Genomic DNA, 19972 nt, shown 5'->3' with positions numbered 1-19972 from the left:
GTCGGGCGCCTTCGGCGGCGGCGGGGTGGGTGCCACCGCCGGGGCCGGCGGTGGCGGGGGAGGAGGAGGAGGCGGCGGTGGCGCGGGGATGGGAGCCGGAGCCGGGGGCGGCGGTGGCGTGGGGGTCACGTTCTGCCGTGCCTGCTGCACCGTGGCCGACCAGATCTCGGCCTCCACCGGCTCGTCGTCGCCTTCGCGCTTCCAGCGCACGCCCCAGGTGAGGGCGGCGATCAGCAGCGCATGGGCGATCAGCGCCAGCACCACGGCACGTACGGTACCGCGCTGCGGTGGTGGATGGAACTCGGGACGTTCGGAGGCCAGGGACATCGGGGCGGGATCCTCGCGCGGCCGATCAGCGGCCGCTGCCGGTGGCCTGCACCGACAGGCCCACGCGCTCGATGCCGGCGCGCTTGAGCTGGTTCATCGCCTTCACCACGGTCTCGTATTTCACCGACTTGTCGGCGCTGATGACCACCGGGCGCTGGTCATCCCCGTTCTGCGCGGCCTTCACCGCCTGGCCGATCTGGTTCATGGGCACCTGCAGGCCGGACGAGCCGGAGCTCGGGTCCTTCTTGAACTCGATCACATCATCGTTCTTGATCGTGACCTCCAGGGGCTTGTCGGGCTGGCGGTTGGCCTTGTCGACCGTGGGCAGGTTGATCACGCTCGGTGTGATCAGCGGCGCCGTGACCATGAAGATGATCAGCAGCACCAGCATCACGTCGATGAACGGGACCATGTTGATCTCGTTGATCGTGCGGCGTCCTCGGCCGCGAGAGGCGACGGCGGGCATGCTCGGCTCTCCTGGCGGTTCAGTGCCCGGCCGCGGTGGCGGTGGGCGCGGTGGACAGGTTGCGCTGCAGGATGTTGGAGAACTCTTCGGTGAAGGTCTCCAGCGCGATCGCCACCTTGTCGATGTCGCGGGCGAAGCGGTTGTAGCCGACGACCGCCGGGATGGCGGCGAACAGGCCGATGGCGGTGGCCACCAGCGCTTCGGCAATGCCGGGCGCCACCGTCGACAGCGTGACCTGCGTCATGCTCGACAGGCCGGTGAAGGCATGCATGATCCCCCACACCGTACCGAACAGGCCCACGTACGGGCTGACGGAGCCCACCGTGGCCAGGAAGGACAGGTTGGACTCGGCAGCGTCCATCTCGCGCTGGAAGCTGGCGCGCATGGCGCGGCGGGTGCCGTCCAGCAGCGTGTTGGCGTCGCCGATCCGGCGTTCGCGCAGCTTCTGGTACTCGCGCATGCCGGAGGCAAAGATGCGCTCCATGGAGCCGGCCAGCTTGGCGTTCTGCGCTGCGGCGGCGTAGAGCTCGTTCAGGCTGGAGCCCGACCAGAACTCGCGCTCGAACTCGTCGTTGAGCGCACGCATGCGGCGCAGGGCGAAGAACTTGCGGATGATGGCGGCCCAGCTGGCCACCGAGACGCAGGCCAGCAGCGCCATCACGATCTGCACGACGAAGCTCGCCTGCAGGATGAGGGAAACGATCGACAGATCCTGGTTCATGTTCTTCGGTGTGGTTCTTCGGTGGATGGAGCGCGATGGCGTTCGAGGGTTCCCAGCAATGCGCTGGGCATGCGCACGGGTCGCAGCGTGGCGGCCTCGACCCAGCCGATGCGGATGGTGCCTTCGGCCAGCTTGTAGGCGGGGTCGGCGGCCAGCACCACTTGCTGTGAGAGCGTGATGGAAGCCTGGCCCATGTGCTTGAGTTCGGCCGACACGCACAGCAGGTCGTCCAGTCGCGCCGGCCGGTGGTAGCGCACCTGCGTCTCGGTGACGACGAACATGCCGCCGGTGTCGTCGCGCAGCAGCTGCTGCTGCACGCCCATGTCGCGCAGCCATTCGGTGCGGGCGCGCTCCATGAACTTGAGGTAGTTGGCGTAGAAGACGATGCCGCCGGCGTCGGTGTCTTCCCAGTAGACCCGGATGTCGTAAGTGAAGCGGTTCATCGGACGAGAGCACGCAGGCGGGCGACCGCCTCTTGTAGCTGGGGCAGGGCGTTGGCGGTGGAGAAGCGGATGAAGCGCCCGGTCTGGTCGGTGCCGAAGTCGCGGCCCGGCGCCACGGTGACGTGCGCGCGCTTCATGAGCTCGAAGGTGAGGTTCCAGCTCGCATCCGGGCCAGTGATGCCCAGCTGACGCGCGAACTCGGTGCAGTCGGCCCAGGCGTAGAAGGCGCCGTCGGGCACCACCGGCACCGGCAGGCCCAGCGATTCGAGCTGCGGGGTGAACCAGTCGCGGCGGGCCTTGAACTCGGCGCGGCGGCGTTCGTACTCGGCGATGCTCTCGGGCTCGAAACAGGCCAGCGCCGCCTGCTGCGCGATGGCGCTGGCGCAGATGAAGAGGTTCTGCGCCAGGCGCTCAAACACCGGCACCAGCGCCTCGGGCACCACCAGCCAGCCCAGTCGCCAGCCGGTCATGCTGAAGTACTTGCTGAAGCTGTTGATGCTGATGACGTTGTCGTCGATGGCGAGCGCGCTGTGGCCGAAGCGGGCATCGGCTTCGGCGGCATCGCCCAGGGCGGCGCCGTAGCTCAGGCCCAGGTAGATCTCGTCCACCAGCGTGATGCCGCCGTGCGACTTCACCACCTCGTGGATGCGGCGCAGTTCGTCCATCGGAATCGAGGTGCCCGTCGGGTTGGAGGGCGAGGCCAGCAGCACGCCGCGCGTGCGCGCGTTCCAGGCGGCTTTGACTTGCTCGGCCGTGAGCTGGAAACGACCCTCTGCCGTGGTCGGCAGCAGCACGGCGCGGCCTTCGGCGGCACTGACGAAATGCCGGTTGCAGGGATAGCTCGGGTCCGGCATGAGGATCTCGTCGCCGGACTCGATCAGCGCCAGGCAGGCGAGCTGCAGCGCCGCGGAGGCGCCAGCCGTGACCACGATGCGGCGCGCCGGCACGTCCAGGCCGAAGCGCTGGGCATACCAGCCACTGATGCGTTCGCGCAGCGCATCGATGCCCACGGCGGGCGTGTACTGCGTGCGGCCGGAGGAGACGGCGCGGGCGGCAGCTTCCTGCACCAGGGGCGGCGCGGTGAAGTCGGGCTCGCCGATGTTCAGGTAGAGCATCGGCTGGCTGCCGACGGCGGCCTCGCGGGCGAGGGCACTTGCCGCCTTGGCGACTTCCATCACGAAGAAGGGCTCGATGCGCTCGGCCCGGCGGGCGATGCGCAGAGGCGGGGACACGCTCATCGTGCCTTGCCCGCCGCGCGGTCGGCCTCGACCTCGGGCGCGCGCAGCTGTGGCGCCAGGCCACCCAGCACGCCATTGACGTACTTGTGGCCGTCGGTGCCGCCGAACTCCTTGGCGAGCTCGATGCATTCGTTGATGACCACGCGCCATGGCACGTCGAGGCAGTGGCGGAATTCGTAGGCGCCAATCCACATCACGGCATGCTCGATGGGCGAGATCTCCTCGAGCTTGCGGTCGAGCAGCGGCACGATCAGCGCGTCCAGCTCGGCCGCCTCGTTGACGCAGCCGTGCAGCAGGGCGTCGTAATGCACCGAATCCGCCTTGTGGAAGCCCGACAGGTCGCGGGTGAAGGCGTCGATGGCCGCGGCATCGTTGCGGCCCACGATGTGCTGGTAGAGGGCCTGCACGGCAAACTCGCGGGCCCGCGTGCGGGCCGACTTGGCTGAAGCCTTGCGCACGCCATTGGACTTGGTGCCAGGCTTGGCGCCACCGGCGGCGGCGAGCGGACGGACCTCGCCTTCGGCCGGCAGTTCGGTGCCGATCAGCGGGGCGTCCTCGGGCGGTTGGGTGCTGTTCATGCCTGGCCTCCGATGCGCTGCACCAGCCGGGCCATCTCCACCGCCACAGTGGCCGCATCGCGGCCCTTGTCGGTCTGGCGGGCGGTGGCCTGCGGCAGGTCCTCGGTGGTGAGGATCGCGTTGGCGATGGGCAGGCGGTGGTCCAGCCCCACGCGCGTGACGCCGGCGCCGGATTCATTGGCCACCAGCTCGAAGTGGTAGGTCTCGCCGCGGATGATGCAGCCCAGCGCCACCAGCGCATCGAAACCGCCGCGCTGCGCCATGGCCTGCAGCGCCAGCGGCACTTCCAGCGCGCCGGGCACGAGCACATGCTCGATGTCGGTCGGCTGCACGTTCAGCCGGGCCAGCTCGGCCAGGCAGGCCTCGGCCAGCGCATTGGTGATGTCTTCGTTGAAGCGGGCCTGGACGATGCCGATGCGAAGGCCGCGTCCGTCGAGCGGGCCGGCCGCTCCCTTGTTGGCGTTGAGCATGAGGATTCTTTTTTCTGGGGTTGGAGCGGCCGGTGCCGCCCCGGGGTCATTTGGTCACGTAGCCGGCGATCTCGACGCCGTAGCCCGCCACCAGGCTGGGCATGCGGCGGGGCTTGCCCATCAGCAGCATCTTCTGGATGCCGCATTCACGCAGGATCTGCACGCCCACGCCGTAGCTGCGCAGGTCCATCCGGCCGCGTTCGGGCGCCTGGGCGGGCCGCGCCGTGCCTTCGAACTGGGCCAGCAGGTCGGTGGCGCTTTCGCCGCAGTTCAGCAGCACCGCCACACCCTTGCCGGCGCCGGCGATGTGGGCCAGCGCCGCGTCGAGGCTCCAGGTGTGCATGGGACGATGGAGTTCGATCAGATCGAGCACCGACAGCGGCTCGTGCACGCGCACCGGCACGGCCTCGTCCGCCTGCCATTCGCCGCGCACCAGGGCCAGGTGGAAGCCGCCGCTGGGCTGGTCGCGGAAGGCATGCAGCTGGAAGGGGCCGTGCGCCGTCTGCACCTCGCGGCTGCCCACGCGCTGCACCAGCGATTCGTGGCGGCTGCGGTATTCGATCAGCGCGGCGATGGTGCCGATCTTCAGGCCATGCTCGGCGGCGAAGCGCTGCAGGTCGGGCAGACGGGCCATGGTGCCGTCGTCGTTCATCACCTCGCAGATGACGGACGCGGGCGAGCAGCCGGCCATGCGGGCGAGATCCGAGCCGGCCTCGGTATGGCCGGCGCGCATCAGCACGCCGCCGTCCACGGCCTGCAGCGGAAAGATGTGGCCCGGCTGCACCAGGTCGCTGGCCCGGGCATCGGGCGCCACAGCCGCCTGCACGGTGCGTGCGCGGTCGGCGGCAGAGATGCCGGTCGTCACGCCCTCGGCCGCCTCGATCGAGACGGTGAAGGCGGTGGAATGCTTGGCGCCGTTGCGCGCGACCATGGGCGGCAGGGTCAGGCGCTCGCACATCACGCGCGACAGCGTCAGGCAGATCAGGCCGCGCGCATGGCGGGCCATGAAGTTGATGCTCTCGGCCGTGATGTGGTCGGCTGCGATGACGATGTCGCCCTCGTTCTCGCGGTCCTCCTCGTCCACGAGGATGACCATGCGGCCGGCGCGGATCTCCTCGACGATCTCCTCGACCGGCGAGATGGGGGCGGGCGTGATGGCCGCCGTGGGCAGGGAACTGATGGACGCGCTCATGGTGCTTTGGAGGAGGTGCCGGAGACTGCGGTGCCGGCCTGCAGCATGCGCTCCACATAACGGGCCACGGTGTCGATCTCCAGGTTGACCTGGCTGCCGGCCTTGAGCAGGCCCAGCGTGGTGTGGTCGACGGTGTGGGGGATGAGGTTGATGCCGATCTCGCAGCCCTCGGCATGGTCCTCGACGGTGTTGACCGTGAGACTCACGCCATTGACGGTGACCGAGCCCTTGTAGGCCATGAAGCGGCCGAGCGCGGCGGGCGCCAGGATGCGCAGGTTCCAGCTCTCGCCCTGCGATTCGAAGCGGCTCACGCGGCCGATGCCGTCCACGTGACCCGAGACGATGTGGCCGCCCAGGCGGTCCTGCGGGCGCACCGCCTTCTCCAGGTTGACGGTGTTGCCGGCCTCGCCGAGTCCCGCGGTCTTGGTCAGCGATTCGGCGGAGATGTCGATGGTGAAGTGCGAGGCGGCGGCGTCGAGCGAGGTGACAGTCATGCAGGCGCCGTTGAGGGCGATGCTGTCGCCGAGGCCGACGTCGTCCAGGTAGCCGGCGGGCGCCTCGATGTCCAGCCGCTTGCCGTGAAGAGAGGAGCTTCCGAGGTCATGGGCGGCGGCGATGCGCCCCATGCCGGTGATGATGCCGGTGAACATAGCCTGCCATTTTCGCAGACTGGCGAGGCGCGAACCGCGCGCCGGGTCAAAACGCGTCGCGGCCGGCCGGGCGGGCGAGGATGCGCAGGTCGTCGCCGACGCGCTGCACGTCGTGGAACACCAGTGCCGGCGCGTCCGCCAGGGCGGCCAGCGGGCTGGTGCGCGTGGGCCGGTGGAACATGTCCAGGCCCTCGCCGATCAGCTTGGGGGCGAGATAGACGAGCAGTTCATCCACCAGGCCGGCCCTCAGCAGCGAACCCGCGAGCTTGTGACCGGCCTCCACATGCAGCTCGTTGATCTCGCGCCGGGCCAAATCGGCCAGCATGGCCGCGAGGTCGACCTTGCCCTGGGGGTCGGCCATCCGCGTCAGGTGCGCGCCGCGTGCCTGCAGTGCCTCGGCCCGGCTGGCTTCTGGCGACGCGGCATAGAACCAGACGGCGCGCTCGGCCGCGAACAGCCGGGCATCCGGCGGGGTCTGCAGGCGGCTGTCCACGACCACCAGCGTGGGCTGGCGGGCGATGGGCACGCCGCGCACGTCCAGCCGGGGATCGTCGTCCAGCACGGTGCCGGCCCCCGTCAGCAGGGCGGCGGCGCGGGCGCGCCAGCGATGGCCATCGGCGCGGGCGGCCTCACCGGTGATCCACTGGCTGGTGCCGTCGGGCAGCGCCGTCTTTCCGTCCAGCGAGGCGGCGGTCTTCAGGCGCACCCAGGGCTTGCCGCGCACCATGCGGCTGAAGAAGCCGATGTTGAGGGCGCGGGCGCCCCGCGCGGGCTCGCTGGCGGCATCGAGCAGGCAGGCATCGATGCCCGCGGCGCGCAGACGTGCCATGCCGCGTCCGGCCACCTGGGGGTTCGGGTCCTGCAGAGCCGCCACGACGCGGCCCACGCCGGCCGCCACCAGTGCATCGCAGCAGGGCGGAGTGCGGCCATGGTGGCTGCAGGGTTCCAGCGTCACATAGGCGGTGGCGCCCTTTACCGCACGACCGCTGGCCTGGGCGTCGCGCAGCGCCATCACTTCGGCGTGCGGCCCGCCGGCCTGCTGGGTGTGGCCCTGGCCAACCACCGTGCCGTCCTGGGCCACGATCACACAGCCGACGCGGGGGTTGGGATCGGACAGGCCAACCGCGTCCGAGGCCAGGTCCAGCGCCCGGGCCATCCAGGTGAGGTCGTGGTCGGGCAGGGGCGGCAGGACGGGGAGGTCGCTCATGAGGCTTTGAAGCAGTCGCTCGGCAAGGTGTCCGCGGCATTGTTGCTGATCGTGCGGCGGCCGGTCTGGTCGACCGAAAGGGTGCCGCAGCGGTCCTCCTGCATCGCGCCCGTGGGTGTGGCGGTGAGGGTGAATCGCTGGGGTTGGCTGGCGTCGACCGCCAGTGTGAGGCGATAGACGGCGGGACCGGTGGCGGGCACGCGGGTCAGCACATCCGGCAGTGACGCGCCCGCAAAGCTCAGACGGGCGGCGTGGTAGCGATGCAGGTGATGCTCCGCCTCCATGAGCGCCAGCTGGGCCGCCGTCCGATGGGTGCGGCGTACATGCTCCTGGTAGGCCGGCAGCGCGATGGCCGCCAGAAGCGTGGCAATGGCCAGGGCCGCCAGCAGTTCGATCAGCGAGAAGCCGGCGTGCGGCAGGTATGGGGCAGAACGTTTCATCCGGGGCTGGCAGCGGGAGGGTTGACCAGCACGCGCCAGCGGCGTGTCCAGCCGGGGGTTGTGCACGTCGCGGCGGACGACGCGCCTGGGTTTTGGCAAGGGTCCGCGGCCTTGCGCAGCAATGCCTGCTGCCAGGCCTCGGCACCGTCGAGCAGGGCGCCGGTCTGCGTCGAGACCTGCGCATCGGCCGAGAGGCCGCGTGCCGTGACGATGAAGCGCAGGCCCTGCGCACCATCCGCGAGCCGCTGGAATCCACACTGGCCGGTGCCCGGACTGCGGCCTCCGAAGCCGGCGAACGTGGTGACGTGCAGGCCGGAGGCGCCAGGGCGCCAGGAAGTCAGCCGGTTCCAGCCCTGCTCGGCCTGGGTTGCGGTCACGGCGACCATCCGAGGATCGGCCGCATCGGCGGCGGTCCCCGCCATGGCCAGCGCTTCGCATTGCCGCAGTGCGAGGCTGGCGGCCTCCTGGGCCTGCGCGCCGGTCTGTTGGGCCTGCAACTGCCGGGCCGAGGTGATGGCACCCCGCACCGCAAGGGCGGTCGCCGCCGCCAGCGCCGGCAACAGCATCAGCAGGATCACGAGGGCCTGTCCTCGCTCGGCCAGGCGCCTTGGGAGGCGGGCATGATGAGTGGCGGGTTTCATGAGGAGGTGCCCGCATCCAGCGCCGGCCGCAAGGCATGGAAAAAGGCGGTCATGCGAAAGCTGCGGCGCAGCCGTCCATCCTTGGCCTGCTGTGGCTGGCCATCGCAGTCGACGTAAGGCTCGGGCGGCTGCTGTGCGCCGATGACGGGCGAGGCGCTGCGCACGACGATGCACAGGCTCATGCCGATCACGCGTCGCCACCGTTCAGAGGCGGCGCCCAGGGCCGGGTCGTCGGCGCGCACATAGGCCGTGACCTGCACCGGCTGCGGTTCGCTGGCGTCCGGAAGCTTTGTCACCGCATACGACACGCGCATGTCCTCGACCTGGCTGGCGATGGCCTGCTTGCTGCCCATCACGCCCGCATCGCGCATGCCGCGGCAGTACAGCGTCGGCACGCCGTCCTCGTCCGGCTCGATGAAATAGCGCTGATCGGCCAGCGGGTAGCGCACGGCGCTGTCTGCGCTGGAGGTCGCCCACGCCGCGATGCCTTCCAGTACGCAGTTGGACGGCTGGTCGGCGCCCACTGGCACGGTGACATGGGCATCCGCCTGATGCCGGATCGCGAAGGCATGCGGCCGGGCGTCTGCCGTGGGTGCCTTGCAGGCCAGTGCGTCGAAGGCGGCGCTGGTGTCGGCAAAGGCGCCAGCGCAGCCGCGTACGGCGAGGCCCTGGAAATGCGGGTTGCCCTGGTCGTCGAGTTCCGACAATCCGGTGAGCCGCAATTGCTGAGCGAGCAGTTGCAGGGTCATCGCGCCGTCGCTATACAACTGCACCTGTGCGGCGATGCGCCGGACGGGCTGGCCCGTGCTCACGTAGACCTGGACCGCCAGCAGCACCAGGGTCAGGCCGAGGGCGGCGCCCAGCAGCAGCTCGACCAGGCTGGCTCCCTCCTGGCGCTGCGGGGCGCGTCGAGGGTGCTTCTGGCGCATCACAGGGCGAAGCGCTGGAACAGGCAGGCCTGCTCGGCAGCAGGCTCGCCCAGTTCGGCCGGGCAATCCATCTGATTGGCGGGCGCGAGTCCGTCTTCGGCCGTCGCGCTGGCATTCCACCAGGCGAGCCAGATCTGCAGCACCTGGACGCCGCTGTCCTGGGTGACCTTCACCTGCGCGCGACCTTGCGGCAGCTGGCCGGCCGCAGCCGCAAGGAGGTTGCGCTGGTCCAGCGCGGCGATTCGTCGCGCCGCCTCTGCGGTGTCGGCCAGATCCGCCGCGGGGGCGGCAGCGGCCTGCGGCGCTTGATCCAGGGCGAGCGCATAGCGACCCTCGCGCACGCCCCGAGGATTCATGCGGGCGTGTTCGGCATGGTCCTGCGCGATGAGCAGGGCGGAGGCGCGGTGCTGCGTGGCCTGCAGTTGCTGGTAGGTGCGTGCGGCAAGCCGCGCACCGCCCAGGGCGGTGCCGGCCAGCAGCAGCAGTGCAACGAGCACTTCGAGCAGCGAAAAGCCGGGGGCGCATCCGCGGGGCGCCATGCCTGTCCCCCTACGATCCGGTCGTCACCCGGGCTCGGCCGATGCGGTTGAGCACGAGCTTGCGCACAGGCACTTCCGGATGGGACGAGGTGATCGAGAGGCTGGTCGGTGTGCTATTCAGCAGCCCATTGGGCAGGAACACGAGCCGCTGGATGCCGCCGCTGGCCGCAGCGATGCGCAGCAGCCCCGGCAGGCGAGGCTGTACGTGCACGATGGGCTCGTCGGCACTGCGCATGCCGTCACCGTTGCGGTCGCCGAAGACGATCCAGCCAACGCTCCAGTCGGATGAGGTCACGCAGCCGCTGCCGTCGGTGCTGACGCAGACCGTGGCACGGGCCGAGGAGCGAAGGGCGTGGATGCGGGCGAGGTCGAGGCTCTCGCGCAGGGCCTGGCCGGCGCGGCTGCTCTGCCAGTCGCGCAGCCAGCGCGCGACATTAGGCATGGCGACGGTGGTCGCCGTCATCATGACGGCGAGGCAGATCAGCCCTTCGACCAGCGAAAAGCCGCGTGTTCGCGCCGACCGCGCGCTTCTCCTTCGCATGTTGCGCCCCCTTGTTTTCCCTTGAGCGCGGGATGTTAGGGACGCATTGATGGGTCAGGCCCGCTACACGACGGAAGCACCGCTTGGACCGATCAGCGGACGAACGGGGAGAGTCGGGAAAGAAAGGTGAGCCGCCGCCAAACCCATTGGCCGGCATCCGGCCGGCCACGAGGCCGGTGCCGGTCAGATGTCCCGCAACAGCCGGCGGAACTCCTCGACGTCCTCGAAGCTGCGATAGACCGAGGCGAAGCGCACGTAGGCGACCTTGTCCAGCCGCTGCAGCTCCAGCATGACCAGTTCGCCGAGCTTGCTGGACTCGATTTCACGCAGCCCGCCCGACAGCAGCTTCTGCTCGATGCGCATGATGGCCTCGTCGATCTGCTGCACGCCCACCGGTCGCTTGCGCAAGGCGAGCATCATCGACGCGCGCACCTTGGCCGGGTCGTAGTCGGCACGGCTGCCGTCCTTCTTGACGACCGCCGGAAAGTTGACGTCCGGCCGCTCGTAGGTGGTGAAGCGCTTCTCGCAGCCGCCGCATTGGCGGCGGCGGCGCACGAAGTCACCGTCTTCCGAGATGCGGGTCTCGACGACCTGCGTCTCGGCGTGGCCGCAGAAGGGGCATTTCATGCGGCCGTGCCTGCTTCAGCGATAGACCGGGAAGCGGCTGGTGAGGGCCGCCACCTTGGCGCGCACGGCCTCGATATTGGCCGCGTCGCGCGGGTTGTCCAGCACGTCGGCGATCAGGTGGGCCGTGGCGCGAGCCTCTTCGTCCTTGAAGCCGCGGGTGGTCATCGCGGGGGTGCCGACGCGCACGCCGCTGGTCACGAAGGGCTTCTCGGGGTCGTTGGGGATCGCGTTCTTGTTGATGGTCATGTGGGCGCTGCCCAGCACGGCCTCGGCTTCCTTGCCCGTGATGCCCTTGGCGCGCAGATCGACCAGCATGACGTGGCTCTCGGTGCGGCCGCTGACGATGCGCAGGCCGCGCGAGGTCAGCGTCTCGGCCACGATCTGGGCGTTCTTCACCACCTGCTGCTGGTAGGCCTTGAACTCGGGCGTCAGCGCTTCCTTGAATGCCACGGCCTTGGCGGCGATGACGTGCATCAGGGGGCCGCCCTGCAGGCCGGGGAAGATGGCGCTGTTGATCGCCTTCTCGTGCTCGGCCTTCATCAGGATGAAGCCGCCACGCGGGCCGCGCAGGCTCTTGTGGGTGGTGGAGGTCACCACGTCCGCATGGGGCACCGGGTTGGGGTACACGCCCGCGGCGATCAGGCCGGCATAGTGGGCCATGTCGACCATGAAGATGGCGCCGACGTCCTTGGCCACCTTGGCGAAGCGCTCGAAGTCTATGCGCAGGCTGTAGGCCGAGGCACCGGCCACGATCAGCTTCGGCTTCGACTCGTGGGCCTTGCGCTCCATCGCGTCGTAGTCGATCTCTTCCCCGTCGTTCAGGCCGTAAGAGACGACGTTGAACCACTTGCCCGACATGTTCAGCGGCATGCCGTGGGTGAGGTGGCCGCCTTCGGCCAGGCTCATGCCCATGATGGTGTCGCCGGGCTTGAGGAAGGCCAGGAACACGGCCTCGTTGGCGGAGGCGCCGCAGTGCGGCTGCACGTTGGCGGCGTCGGCGCCGAAGAGTTGCTTGATGCGGTCGATGGCCAGTTGCTCGGCCACGTCGACATATTCGCAGCCGCCGTAGTAGCGCTTGCCCGGGTAGCCTTCGGCGTACTTGTTGGTGAGCTGCGAGCCCTGGGCGGCCATCACGGCCGGCGAGGCGTAGTTCTCACTGGCGATCAGCTCGATGTGGTCTTCCTGGCGCTGCGTCTCGGCGACGATGGCGGCGTACAGCTCGGGATCGGTCTCTTGGACCAGGATATTGCGTTGGTACATGGCAGTCCTTCGAAGAAGAGGGACCTTGCGGCGTCGGATCCGGCAAGGGCTGCCCAGGCGAACGGCTGATCGCCCCGGTTCCAGCCGCGGGCGGTGCGCTTCCCAGTGGTCATCCACGTCAGCGCCGGCTCGCCTCGCGGGGAGGGGCCGCGCCTATCGCCAGTCGCGCACCGGCGGAGTGTATCCGAGGCTTTTGCCTGCCCTTCGGATCCGACCTGCGGAGGGTTATTCGATGAGGCGACGGAAACAAAAGAGGGCGTCTCCTCGCGGAGCGCCCTCGCAAGCGTGGGGGTGGCGAATTTGGCCGTCAGAGCGCTGGGTGCTCCAGCAAGGCGACCGTGGCAGGCGGCTGCGTCGACGGCTTGGGCTCCGCCGCTGGCGCCACGACCGGAATCGGCTGGGTGCGCTGCGGCGGCTGGGTGGGCATCGCCGAGGCAGGCGGGGTGCCGGCCGCTGGCGCCTGAGGCGTGAAGATCGGCACGTTGCGGCCATTGGCCACCTGACGCAGGCGGTCATGCTCGGCCATCACCTTGACGGTGTAGCCGCCGTCATCACCCAGGTTTGCGGCGCCGACGTAGTAGCGCAAGCCGCCTTCCAGCGAGCCGGCGCGGGCGATGCATTCCTGCAGCACTTTGACGCCGACGCGCAGGTTGGTGATGGGGTCGAAGGCCGCGAGCGTGCCACCGGCCGGCTCGTACTTGTCGCCATGGACGCGGGTCATCACCTGCATCAGGCCCTGTGCGCCGACAGGACTCTGGGCGAACGGGTTGAAGCTCGATTCGACGGCCATGATGGCCAGGATCAGCGTGGGATCGAGCTTGGTCTGCCGGCCTATGTCGTAGGCCTCGGCAACCAGCACGCTGAGCGGCTCGGCGGCCACCTTGTACTTGCGGCTGAGCCAGTAGGCCACGGCCGCCTGAGGGCGGGGCAATTCTTCGGGGCGCGCGGCAGTGGCGCGTTCCACGGCGTTGGGTGCCGGATCCGTGGGGACCGGTGCGGGCTTGCGAGATTCCACCCACGCGGCCAGCCGATCCTCGCCTGCCTGCTTCAGGTCGGGCCGGGCGGCCAACGCGACGACGACGAACACGAGCGCGAGCCCGATCAGCGCGAAGCCGTTGTGGACGATCTCGAAGAAACCATCGGCTACGTCGCTGGCAAAGGTTCGCAACCCCTGCATGCCAGCCCGCAAGACCTGATTCATTCGCTACTTTCCTTTCTCTGCGAACTCCAAGGCCAGAGGTCGTGCACCGGAGTGCCGACTGCCTCGATCGATCGCGTGATGCGGCGTAGATCAGGTCCGTGCAGGGATACAAGGTGCACGGGCGTCCTGACTTCGCCAGAGAGGCCGGACCTGGGAAGTCCGGAAGAGAGCCCGGGTGGTAGGACTGCGGGAGCCCGGGCAGCGCGCATTCTAGGAACCGTCAAATACACGGTCAAGAATATCAAATCAAAGTTTTATGCTAATTTGATGCTTAAAAGTCTGCCTATGGGCGGGTCTGGGTCCATCGTGCGAGTTCATTTGCCACGTCCGGATGGCAGGCCTAATCTGCAGCCGTCTGCATCGCAGACGTTCTGTCGGCGCTTCTCCTGAAGGACGCAGTCCCTCAGGGTGGTCCGGCCTCCTCGGCGGCAATCCCTTGCTGCCAGTGCGTCGGGAACCTTCTTCTTCCCGCGCCAAAAGATGGATGCGGCCTGGGGCCCTCCGTCGAGCCCGGTGGTCTGTTCAAGCAGCCACCGGGCTTTTTTCTTGTGCGGATCGCCGATGCCGGCCAAGCGGGCGCCACGGCGGCTGGCGCGACGCCACTCGCGACAGGGCGGGAGCGCTACACGTTGCGGCACACTGCGCCCCATGAATTTCTCCGGAATGACGTACGGCCCATGGTTGAGGCGACTGGGCATGGCCTTCGCCGGCCTGCTGCTCCTGTGGCTGCTGCTTTGGGCAGTCGTGCCGCCGCTCTTGAAACGGCAGATCCAGAAGCAGGCATCGGCAGCGCTGGGCCGCAGCGTCACCGTGGGGGCCGTGCAGTTCCGGCCCTGGACGCTGGAGCTGTCGCTGACGGACCTGGCGATCTCGGGCGTGGACGCCGCGCCGCCGCTGTTCACGGCGAAGCGTGTATATGCCGATGCCGAACTTCAGTCGCTTCTGCGCCTCGCGCCGGTGGTCGATGCGCTGCGTATCGAAGAGCCCGCGCTGCGCCTGACGCGGCGTTCGGACGGCGCGCTGGACATCGACGACATCCTGCGCCGCCTGAGTCGTCCCGAAGAGAGCAAGCCCGCCGGGGAGCCCGCCCGCTTCGTGCTCTACAACCTGGCGATTCACGACGGGCGCATCGCGTTGGACGACCAGGCGACCAAGCGCCAGCACCTGCTCGAGGGCCTGGAGGTGCAGGTTCCTTTCCTCAGCAGCCTGACATCGAAGCGCGAGGTGGACGTCGAACCCCGGCTGGCGTTCACGCTCAACGGCAGCCGCTTCGACTCCTCCGCGTCTTCCCAGCCCTTCGCCGCCACGCACAAGACGGCCGCGCAATTGCACATTGCCGGCCTCGACCTGGCGCCCTACCTGGCTTATGTACCGCCCGGCCTGCCGGTCGCGCTGCAGTCGGGCGTCGTCGACGTGGATCTGCGTGCCGACTTCGAGCGCGCCGACCATGCCTCGCTCAAGCTGTCCGGCACGGTCCAGGTCCATGACGTGAAGGCTGTGGACGCGCAGGGCGGGGAACTGCTCAAGCTCGACGGACTGAAAGTCGAGCTGGCGGATGTGCGGCCGCTGGAGCGGCTGGTGCACCTAACCTCAGTGGAGGTCGATGCGCCCACGCTGGCGGCCCGCCGCGACGCCCAGGGTCGCATCAACTTGCTGCTCACCGATGGCCGGACGCCGGCACCCGCCACGGCGCAGGCCGCACGCACGGGGGCGCCGTCGGCAGGCACCGCTGCGGCCGCCGCGCCGGGCGCCTTGCAGGTGCGTGTCGACCGCGTGGCGTTGCGCGAGGGCCGAGTGGCCTGGCGCGACGACTCCGTGCGGCCGGCGGCGGCCATCGAGGTGACAGGCTTCGGCGTGACGGTGGACGACGCGGCATGGCCCATGGCGCAGCCAGCCAGGTTCTCCGGCGAGATGACCGTGGCGCAAGGTCGCCTGCGCTTCGAAGGGCAGGGCAGTCCGAGCGCGGTGAAGGCGCAATTGGAGGCCAGCGACATCCCGCTGTCTCTGGCAGCGCCGTATCTGGCGTCGACGCTCAACCCGGCCGTCGAAGGTCGCCTCGGCGGGCGGCTGGGGCTGCAATGGTCGCCGCAGGCCCTGCTGCTCACGGCCGAGCGCGCGACGCTCGATCGACTCTCGCTCACCGAAGGCAAGACGGCCCTGGCCGCTGTCGGCCACTTCGAGCTGCGCGATGCACAGGCCGACCTGAAGGCACGCACGCTGACCGTCGGCAGCCTGGCTGCCACCGAACCGCGTGTCCGGGTGGAGCGGGATGAGGAGCAGCGCTGGATGTACCAGCGCTGGCTGCGCACGCCCGACGCGTCGACCGTGCCCGTGGCGCAGCCCCGGCAGGTCGAGGGCGCGTCGCCGCCGCCGTGGAAGGTCCGGATTGCCGCGCTGTCCGTCGACGGCGGCGACGTGGAATTCGCCGATCGCGCCCAGGCCGGTTCGCCGGTGGAGGTGAAGCTCACCAGCCTGCGCCTGCGGGCTCGCGACCTCGATCCTGCGTCTGCCGCCGCGTCACCCGTGGAGTTGGCGGGGCGCATCGCGGCAGGCACCCGGGCGGAGCCGGGACGCTTCGACTTCAAGGGCGACCTGGCGATGGCGCCGGTGGCGCTGTCCGGCAGGCTGGAGGCTTCGGGGCTGCCGGTGCATGCCTTCCAGCCCTACTACGGGCAGTCGCTCAATGTGGACGTGCGGCGTGCCTTCGCCGGCTTCCGGGGCACGCTGGCGGTGGCCGTCCAGCCAGCGGGCGTGCAGGCGAAGCTCGGTGGCGACCTGTCGGTCGAGGATCTGCGGGTGGACAGCGTGGCGCTGGCCTCCACCAACAACACTGCGACGTCAGCGGCGCGTGGCGAGCGGCTGCTGCGCTGGAAGACGCTGGCCTTGCGCGGCTTCGAACTCGATCAACGCCCCCGCGCCGCCCTGCGCCTCGACGTGCGCGAGACGACGCTCACAGACGCCTTCGCTCGCATCATCGTGCAGCCTTCGGGGCGCCTGAACCTGCAGGCCATCACCCGCCAGGGCCAGCGGGAGAGCGAGCAAGCCGCGGTCGAGCGGCCGGCGCCGCGGACCGCGTCCGGGGGGGGCGGCGCCAGCGCCACCACCAATGCCGACGGAACAGGCGTTGCGCCGACACCGGCCCCGGCGGCCGCCCGGACCGACGTTGCACCGGGCCCCGCCCCGGTCATCCGTTTCGGGCCGATCAGCGTGGTGAACGCACGGGTGGACTTTTCGGATCTCTTCGTGCAGCCCAATTACTCGGCCGACCTCACGGAGCTGACCGGCCGGCTCAGCGCCTTCTCCTCCGAGCCAACCGACGGCGGACGGCCGGCCCTGGCCGATCTGGAACTGCGCGGCAAGGCGCAGCAGACCGCTTCGCTGGAGATCCTGGGCAAGCTCAATCCGCTGGCCAAGCCGCTGGAGCTGGACATTGCGGCCAAGGTGCGCGACCTGGAGCTGGCGCCGCTGTCCCCCTATTCCATACGCTATGCCGGCCACGGCATCGAGCGCGGCAAGATGAGCGTGGACGTGCATTACCAGGTGGCGCCGGACGGCCGCCTCACCGCCACCAACAAACTGGTGCTCAATCAGCTGGCGTTCGGCGACGAGGTCAAGAATGCGCCGAACAGCCTGCCGGTGCGTCTGGCCGTCGCGCTCCTGGCCGATCGCAACGGCGTCATCGATGTCGACCTGCCGCTGTCGGGTTCGCTCAACGACCCGCAGTTCAGCATCGGGCCGCTGATCTGGAAGGGCATCCTCAACCTGATCGCCAAGGCAGTGACCTCGCCGTTCAGCCTGCTGACGGGCGGCTTGGGCGGTGGCAGCAGCGAGTCGAGCGTCGTGCCCTTCGCTCTCGGCAGCGATGTACTGTCCGACGCAGCGCGCCAGAACCTGGACAAGGTGGAAAAGGCGCTTGGCCAGCGCGAAGGCCTGCGGCTGACGCTGGTGGGCCAGGCCAGCCTGGAGCGCGAACGTGACGCGCTGCAGCGCGAGCGACTGCGCCGCATGGCCCTGGCCGAAAAGCGCCGGGCGGCGGTGCGTGCCGGCACCGACCCTGCCGACGTCACGCCGGTCAGCGACACCGAATACCCGGCCCTGCTGGAGGCGGTCTACAAGCGGGCGGACATTCCCAAGCCCCGCAATCTCATCGGCATGGCCAAGTCGCAATCGGTTGACGAGATGGAAAAGCTGCTGCTGCCCACCATCGCAGTGGACGAGCAGTCCATCCGCGAACTCGCCATCGCCCGGGCGGCGGCCGTACGCGACTACCTGCTCCAGCGCAAATTGCCTGGCGACCGCATCTTTCTGGGCGCGGTTCGTACCGATGGCGGCGACGCCGATTGGAAGCCTGGCACGGCCTTGACCCTGGACATGCCCTGAGAAGGATTTCTCGCCGACATCGTCCAGTATTCCAGGTGCATGTGCTCCTGGGCGACAATGGGAGCACGCGCCGGCCATGCCGGCGCCTTTGCTTCAATGACCGGCGCAGCGCCGGTCCACCCCCTCCGACCTCTTACCACGACTCTGGCGCAGTGACTCAAGCCACGACCAAACACGATCTTCCCACCCTCGACCAGCTCACCGGGGGCGTCTTCACCGCCGCCACCTCCGGCGAACGGGCGCAGCGCGTGCGCGACTGGCTCGCAGGCAATCCCTCGGCCGAGTTGATGCAGGAAGTCTTCAAGGAACTCAGCGGTCGCGACAAGGGCGCCGCCCGCGCCTTGCGCGAGCGCCTGGACGAGATCAAGCGCGCCAAGGGCCAGGAGGTGATCGCCGCCGAGTGGGCCGAGAAGGCCCGCTCGCTGCTCGACCAGCCCCGGCTGAACATCGCCGACGCCATGGCTTGGCAGCGCGACGCCGCCAAGGCGGGCGCGCCGCTGTCGCGTGAACCGCTCGCCGGCCTCAAGGCCAACCTGGCCGAGCGCGTGAAGGGCGTGGAAGACCTGCAGCACCGCGCCCAGGTTCATCGCGAAGCCGCCGTGCTGCTGGCGCAGCGCTTCGAGGTGCTCTCCACCAAGGGCTGGCAGGACGCCCAGGCCGCGGAAGAGGGCCTGCGCGGCGACGTCGCCCACTGGACGACCCAGGCCGACGAGATCGTGCAGGACCCGAACTGGGGCAGTCTGGATGCGCGCTTTGCGCCGCAGCTCGACGCGTCGCGGTCGCAGCTGCAGGTGGTGTCCGAGGCCTTCCACAGCGCGCTGTCCCAGGCTGTCGCCGCTGCGGCAGATGCTCAGGCGCCGCTGCCCCCAGTCCCTGTCTGGGCCGACGAACTGCGAGCCGGCCGTGGCCTGCCCCCCGAGAGCGCGCCGGCACCGGCCGCACCGCCCGCACCCAAGGTCGATCCGGCGCAGCGCGCTGCCGCCGAGGCGGCCGTCGAAGCCTCGCTGGCTAAGCTGGAAGAAGCGACGGCCCAGGGCCAGGGCAAGAGCAGCCAGGCCGCCGCGAATGCGCTGCGCGCCGTGCTCAAGGAGCACGGCAAGCTGGTCGGCAATGCGCTGGAAGCACGCGTGCATGCGGCGCTCGTCGCCGCAGGCGAACTCGAAGGCTGGCAGCGCTGGGGCGCCGACAAGGTCCGCGAAGAGCTGGTAGCGAAAGCCGAGGGCCTGCTCAATCGCCCCGAGGGCCAGGCGCTCGGCGGCCGCAAGATGCAGGAGCAACTGCGCGCCCTGCGCGAGCAATGGAAGCAGGCCGACCAGGGCGGCGTGCCCAACCATGGCCTGTGGCGTCGCTTCGACGAGGCCTGCAACAAGGCCCACAAGGTGGTCGAGGCCTGGCTGGAGAAGGTCCGTGCCGAAGCGGCCGAGCACCGCGCCCAGCGTCTTGCGCTGGTCGAGGAACTTCGAGCCTGGACGGCTGAGCATGCCGGCGATGCCGACCTCAAGGCCCGCAACCGCGCGCTGCACCAGTTCTCGGACCGCTGGCGCGACGGCGGCCATGTGAGCGAGAAAGTGTTTGCGGAGCTGCAGCCGCTGTGGAGCGCCGCCATGACCGAGGCCCGCGGCCCGCTCGAGGCCTCCCAGAAGGCCAGCATCGAGCGCCGCCAGCAGATGATTGCCGAGGCCACCGAGCTGGGCGCGGCGCCGCAGTTGCGCATCGACGCCGTCAAGGCGCTGCAGCAGCGCTGGCAAGCCGAGGCGCAGGCCGTGCCGCTGGAGCGTCGTCAGGAGCAGAAGCTCTGGGATGCCTTCCGCAAGCCCATCGACGACGCCTTCCAGCGCAAGAGTGCCGAGCGTGAGCGCCAGGCCGAGGCCATGGGCGAGCATGACCGTGCGGTGCTCGAAGCCTCGAAGGCGCTCGAAGCGGCCAATGCAACCGGTGATGCTCAGAAGATCCGTTCTGCCATGACGGCGCTGGAAGATGCCTTGCGTGGCCGTCGCGAAGCCGCGGCCCCCGCCGCCGCAGCTGCGACCGGCACCGACGGCGCCGCTGCGGCCTCTGCCGAGTCCGGTGCTGCACCGACCGATGCCGTTAGCGCCGATGGCGAGTCCGCAGCCGACACCCC

At 69.6% G+C, this 19972-nt stretch carries 19 protein-coding genes, 1 pseudogene and 1 riboswitch; of the genes and pseudogenes, 2 read left to right on the top strand and 18 right to left on the bottom strand.

Annotated elements, in window-relative coordinates; all coding sequences use genetic code 11:
• The 18 genes and pseudogenes from QZ772_RS05270 to QZ772_RS05185 all read right to left on the bottom strand — a co-directional run.
• Nucleotides 1–327: pseudogene (locus tag QZ772_RS05270) on the bottom strand (protein TolA); the annotation flags it as partial.
• A 25-nt stretch (nt 328–352) separates the two neighbouring features.
• A complete protein-coding gene (locus QZ772_RS05265) occupies nt 353–793 on the bottom strand; it encodes a biopolymer transporter ExbD (protein WP_017757839.1) in 441 nt (146 codons plus the stop codon).
• 19 nt (nt 794–812) lie between these two features.
• The gene (gene tolQ, locus QZ772_RS05260; RefSeq protein ID WP_295523767.1) at nt 813–1514 is read right to left on the bottom strand and encodes a protein TolQ; all 702 of its coding nucleotides are present in this window, start codon (nt 1512–1514) and stop codon (nt 813–815) included.
• Nucleotides 1511–1957: a tol-pal system-associated acyl-CoA thioesterase gene (gene ybgC / locus QZ772_RS05255; protein WP_295523765.1), complete on the bottom strand. Its 447-nt coding sequence runs from the start codon at nt 1955–1957 to the stop codon at nt 1511–1513. The genes tolQ and ybgC overlap by 4 nt, the downstream gene beginning before the upstream one ends.
• Complete coding sequence (locus QZ772_RS05250) at nt 1954–3177, bottom strand: pyridoxal phosphate-dependent aminotransferase (protein ID WP_295523770.1); 1224 nt, start codon at nt 3175–3177, stop codon at nt 1954–1956. Before QZ772_RS05250 ends, ybgC begins: the two co-directional genes overlap by 4 nt.
• A 14-nt stretch (nt 3178–3191) precedes the next feature.
• Nucleotides 3192–3773 carry a transcription antitermination factor NusB gene (gene nusB, locus QZ772_RS05245; RefSeq protein ID WP_295523763.1) on the bottom strand — a complete coding sequence of 194 codons (582 nt, stop codon included), beginning with the start codon at nt 3771–3773 and terminating at the stop codon, nt 3192–3194.
• Nucleotides 3770–4243 (bottom strand): 6,7-dimethyl-8-ribityllumazine synthase, encoded by a 474-nt coding sequence (gene ribH / locus QZ772_RS05240; protein WP_295523761.1) that lies wholly within the window; start codon nt 4241–4243, stop codon nt 3770–3772. The genes nusB and ribH overlap by 4 nt, the downstream gene beginning before the upstream one ends.
• Before the next feature lie 46 nt (nt 4244–4289).
• Entirely contained in the window at nt 4290–5435 is a 1146-nt protein-coding gene (ribBA, locus tag QZ772_RS05235; RefSeq protein WP_295523759.1) for a bifunctional 3,4-dihydroxy-2-butanone-4-phosphate synthase/GTP cyclohydrolase II, read from the bottom strand.
• Nucleotides 5432–6085 carry a riboflavin synthase gene (locus QZ772_RS05230; protein ID WP_295523757.1) on the bottom strand — a complete coding sequence of 218 codons (654 nt, stop codon included), beginning with the start codon at nt 6083–6085 and terminating at the stop codon, nt 5432–5434. The genes ribBA and QZ772_RS05230 overlap by 4 nt, the downstream gene beginning before the upstream one ends.
• Before the next feature lie 46 nt (nt 6086–6131).
• Nucleotides 6132–7292 carry a bifunctional diaminohydroxyphosphoribosylaminopyrimidine deaminase/5-amino-6-(5-phosphoribosylamino)uracil reductase RibD gene (ribD, locus tag QZ772_RS05225; RefSeq protein WP_295523755.1) on the bottom strand — a complete coding sequence of 387 codons (1161 nt, stop codon included), beginning with the start codon at nt 7290–7292 and terminating at the stop codon, nt 6132–6134.
• Nucleotides 7289–7732: a type IV pilin protein gene (locus QZ772_RS05220; RefSeq protein WP_295523753.1), complete on the bottom strand. Its 444-nt coding sequence runs from the start codon at nt 7730–7732 to the stop codon at nt 7289–7291. The genes ribD and QZ772_RS05220 overlap by 4 nt, the downstream gene beginning before the upstream one ends.
• Entirely contained in the window at nt 7729–8310 is a 582-nt protein-coding gene (locus QZ772_RS05215) for a hypothetical protein (protein WP_295523751.1), read from the bottom strand. The genes QZ772_RS05220 and QZ772_RS05215 overlap by 4 nt, the downstream gene beginning before the upstream one ends.
• A gap of 59 nt (nt 8311–8369) precedes the next feature.
• Complete coding sequence (locus QZ772_RS05210; RefSeq protein ID WP_295523749.1) at nt 8370–9302, bottom strand: PilW family protein; 933 nt, start codon at nt 9300–9302, stop codon at nt 8370–8372.
• Complete coding sequence (pilV, locus tag QZ772_RS05205; protein WP_295523747.1) at nt 9302–9841, bottom strand: type IV pilus modification protein PilV; 540 nt, start codon at nt 9839–9841, stop codon at nt 9302–9304. The genes QZ772_RS05210 and pilV overlap by 1 nt, the downstream gene beginning before the upstream one ends.
• 10 nt (nt 9842–9851) lie before the next feature.
• A complete protein-coding gene (locus QZ772_RS05200) occupies nt 9852–10307 on the bottom strand; it encodes a GspH/FimT family protein (RefSeq protein ID WP_295523745.1) in 456 nt (151 codons plus the stop codon).
• 258 nt (nt 10308–10565) lie between these two features.
• Complete coding sequence (gene nrdR / locus QZ772_RS05195) at nt 10566–11009, bottom strand: transcriptional regulator NrdR (protein ID WP_295523743.1); 444 nt, start codon at nt 11007–11009, stop codon at nt 10566–10568.
• 15 nt (nt 11010–11024) lie between these two features.
• The gene (gene glyA / locus QZ772_RS05190; RefSeq protein ID WP_295523741.1) at nt 11025–12269 is read right to left on the bottom strand and encodes a serine hydroxymethyltransferase; all 1245 of its coding nucleotides are present in this window, start codon (nt 12267–12269) and stop codon (nt 11025–11027) included.
• 44 nt (nt 12270–12313) lie between these two features.
• Nucleotides 12314–12446, bottom strand: a riboswitch (ZMP/ZTP riboswitch).
• Nucleotides 12447–12576: 130 nt separating this feature from the next.
• Nucleotides 12577–13470: a transglycosylase SLT domain-containing protein gene (locus QZ772_RS05185; protein ID WP_295523739.1), complete on the bottom strand. Its 894-nt coding sequence runs from the start codon at nt 13468–13470 to the stop codon at nt 12577–12579.
• A 648-nt stretch (nt 13471–14118) separates the two neighbouring features.
• Between QZ772_RS05185 and QZ772_RS05180 the strand changes: the two genes are divergently transcribed.
• Nucleotides 14119–17850 carry a DUF748 domain-containing protein gene (locus tag QZ772_RS05180; protein WP_295523737.1) on the top strand — a complete coding sequence of 1244 codons (3732 nt, stop codon included), beginning with the start codon at nt 14119–14121 and terminating at the stop codon, nt 17848–17850.
• A 152-nt stretch (nt 17851–18002) separates the two neighbouring features.
• Nucleotides 18003–19972 (top strand): DUF349 domain-containing protein (locus tag QZ772_RS05175; RefSeq protein ID WP_295523735.1); only part of this gene is annotated, 1970 nt, incomplete at its 3' end.

Origin of the sequence: uncultured Pseudacidovorax sp., assembly GCF_913773995.1 — a bacterium.
Classification (GTDB): Bacteria; Pseudomonadota; Gammaproteobacteria; order Burkholderiales; family Burkholderiaceae_C; genus Xenophilus.
This window is presented reverse-complemented; position numbering and strand designations above follow the sequence as displayed.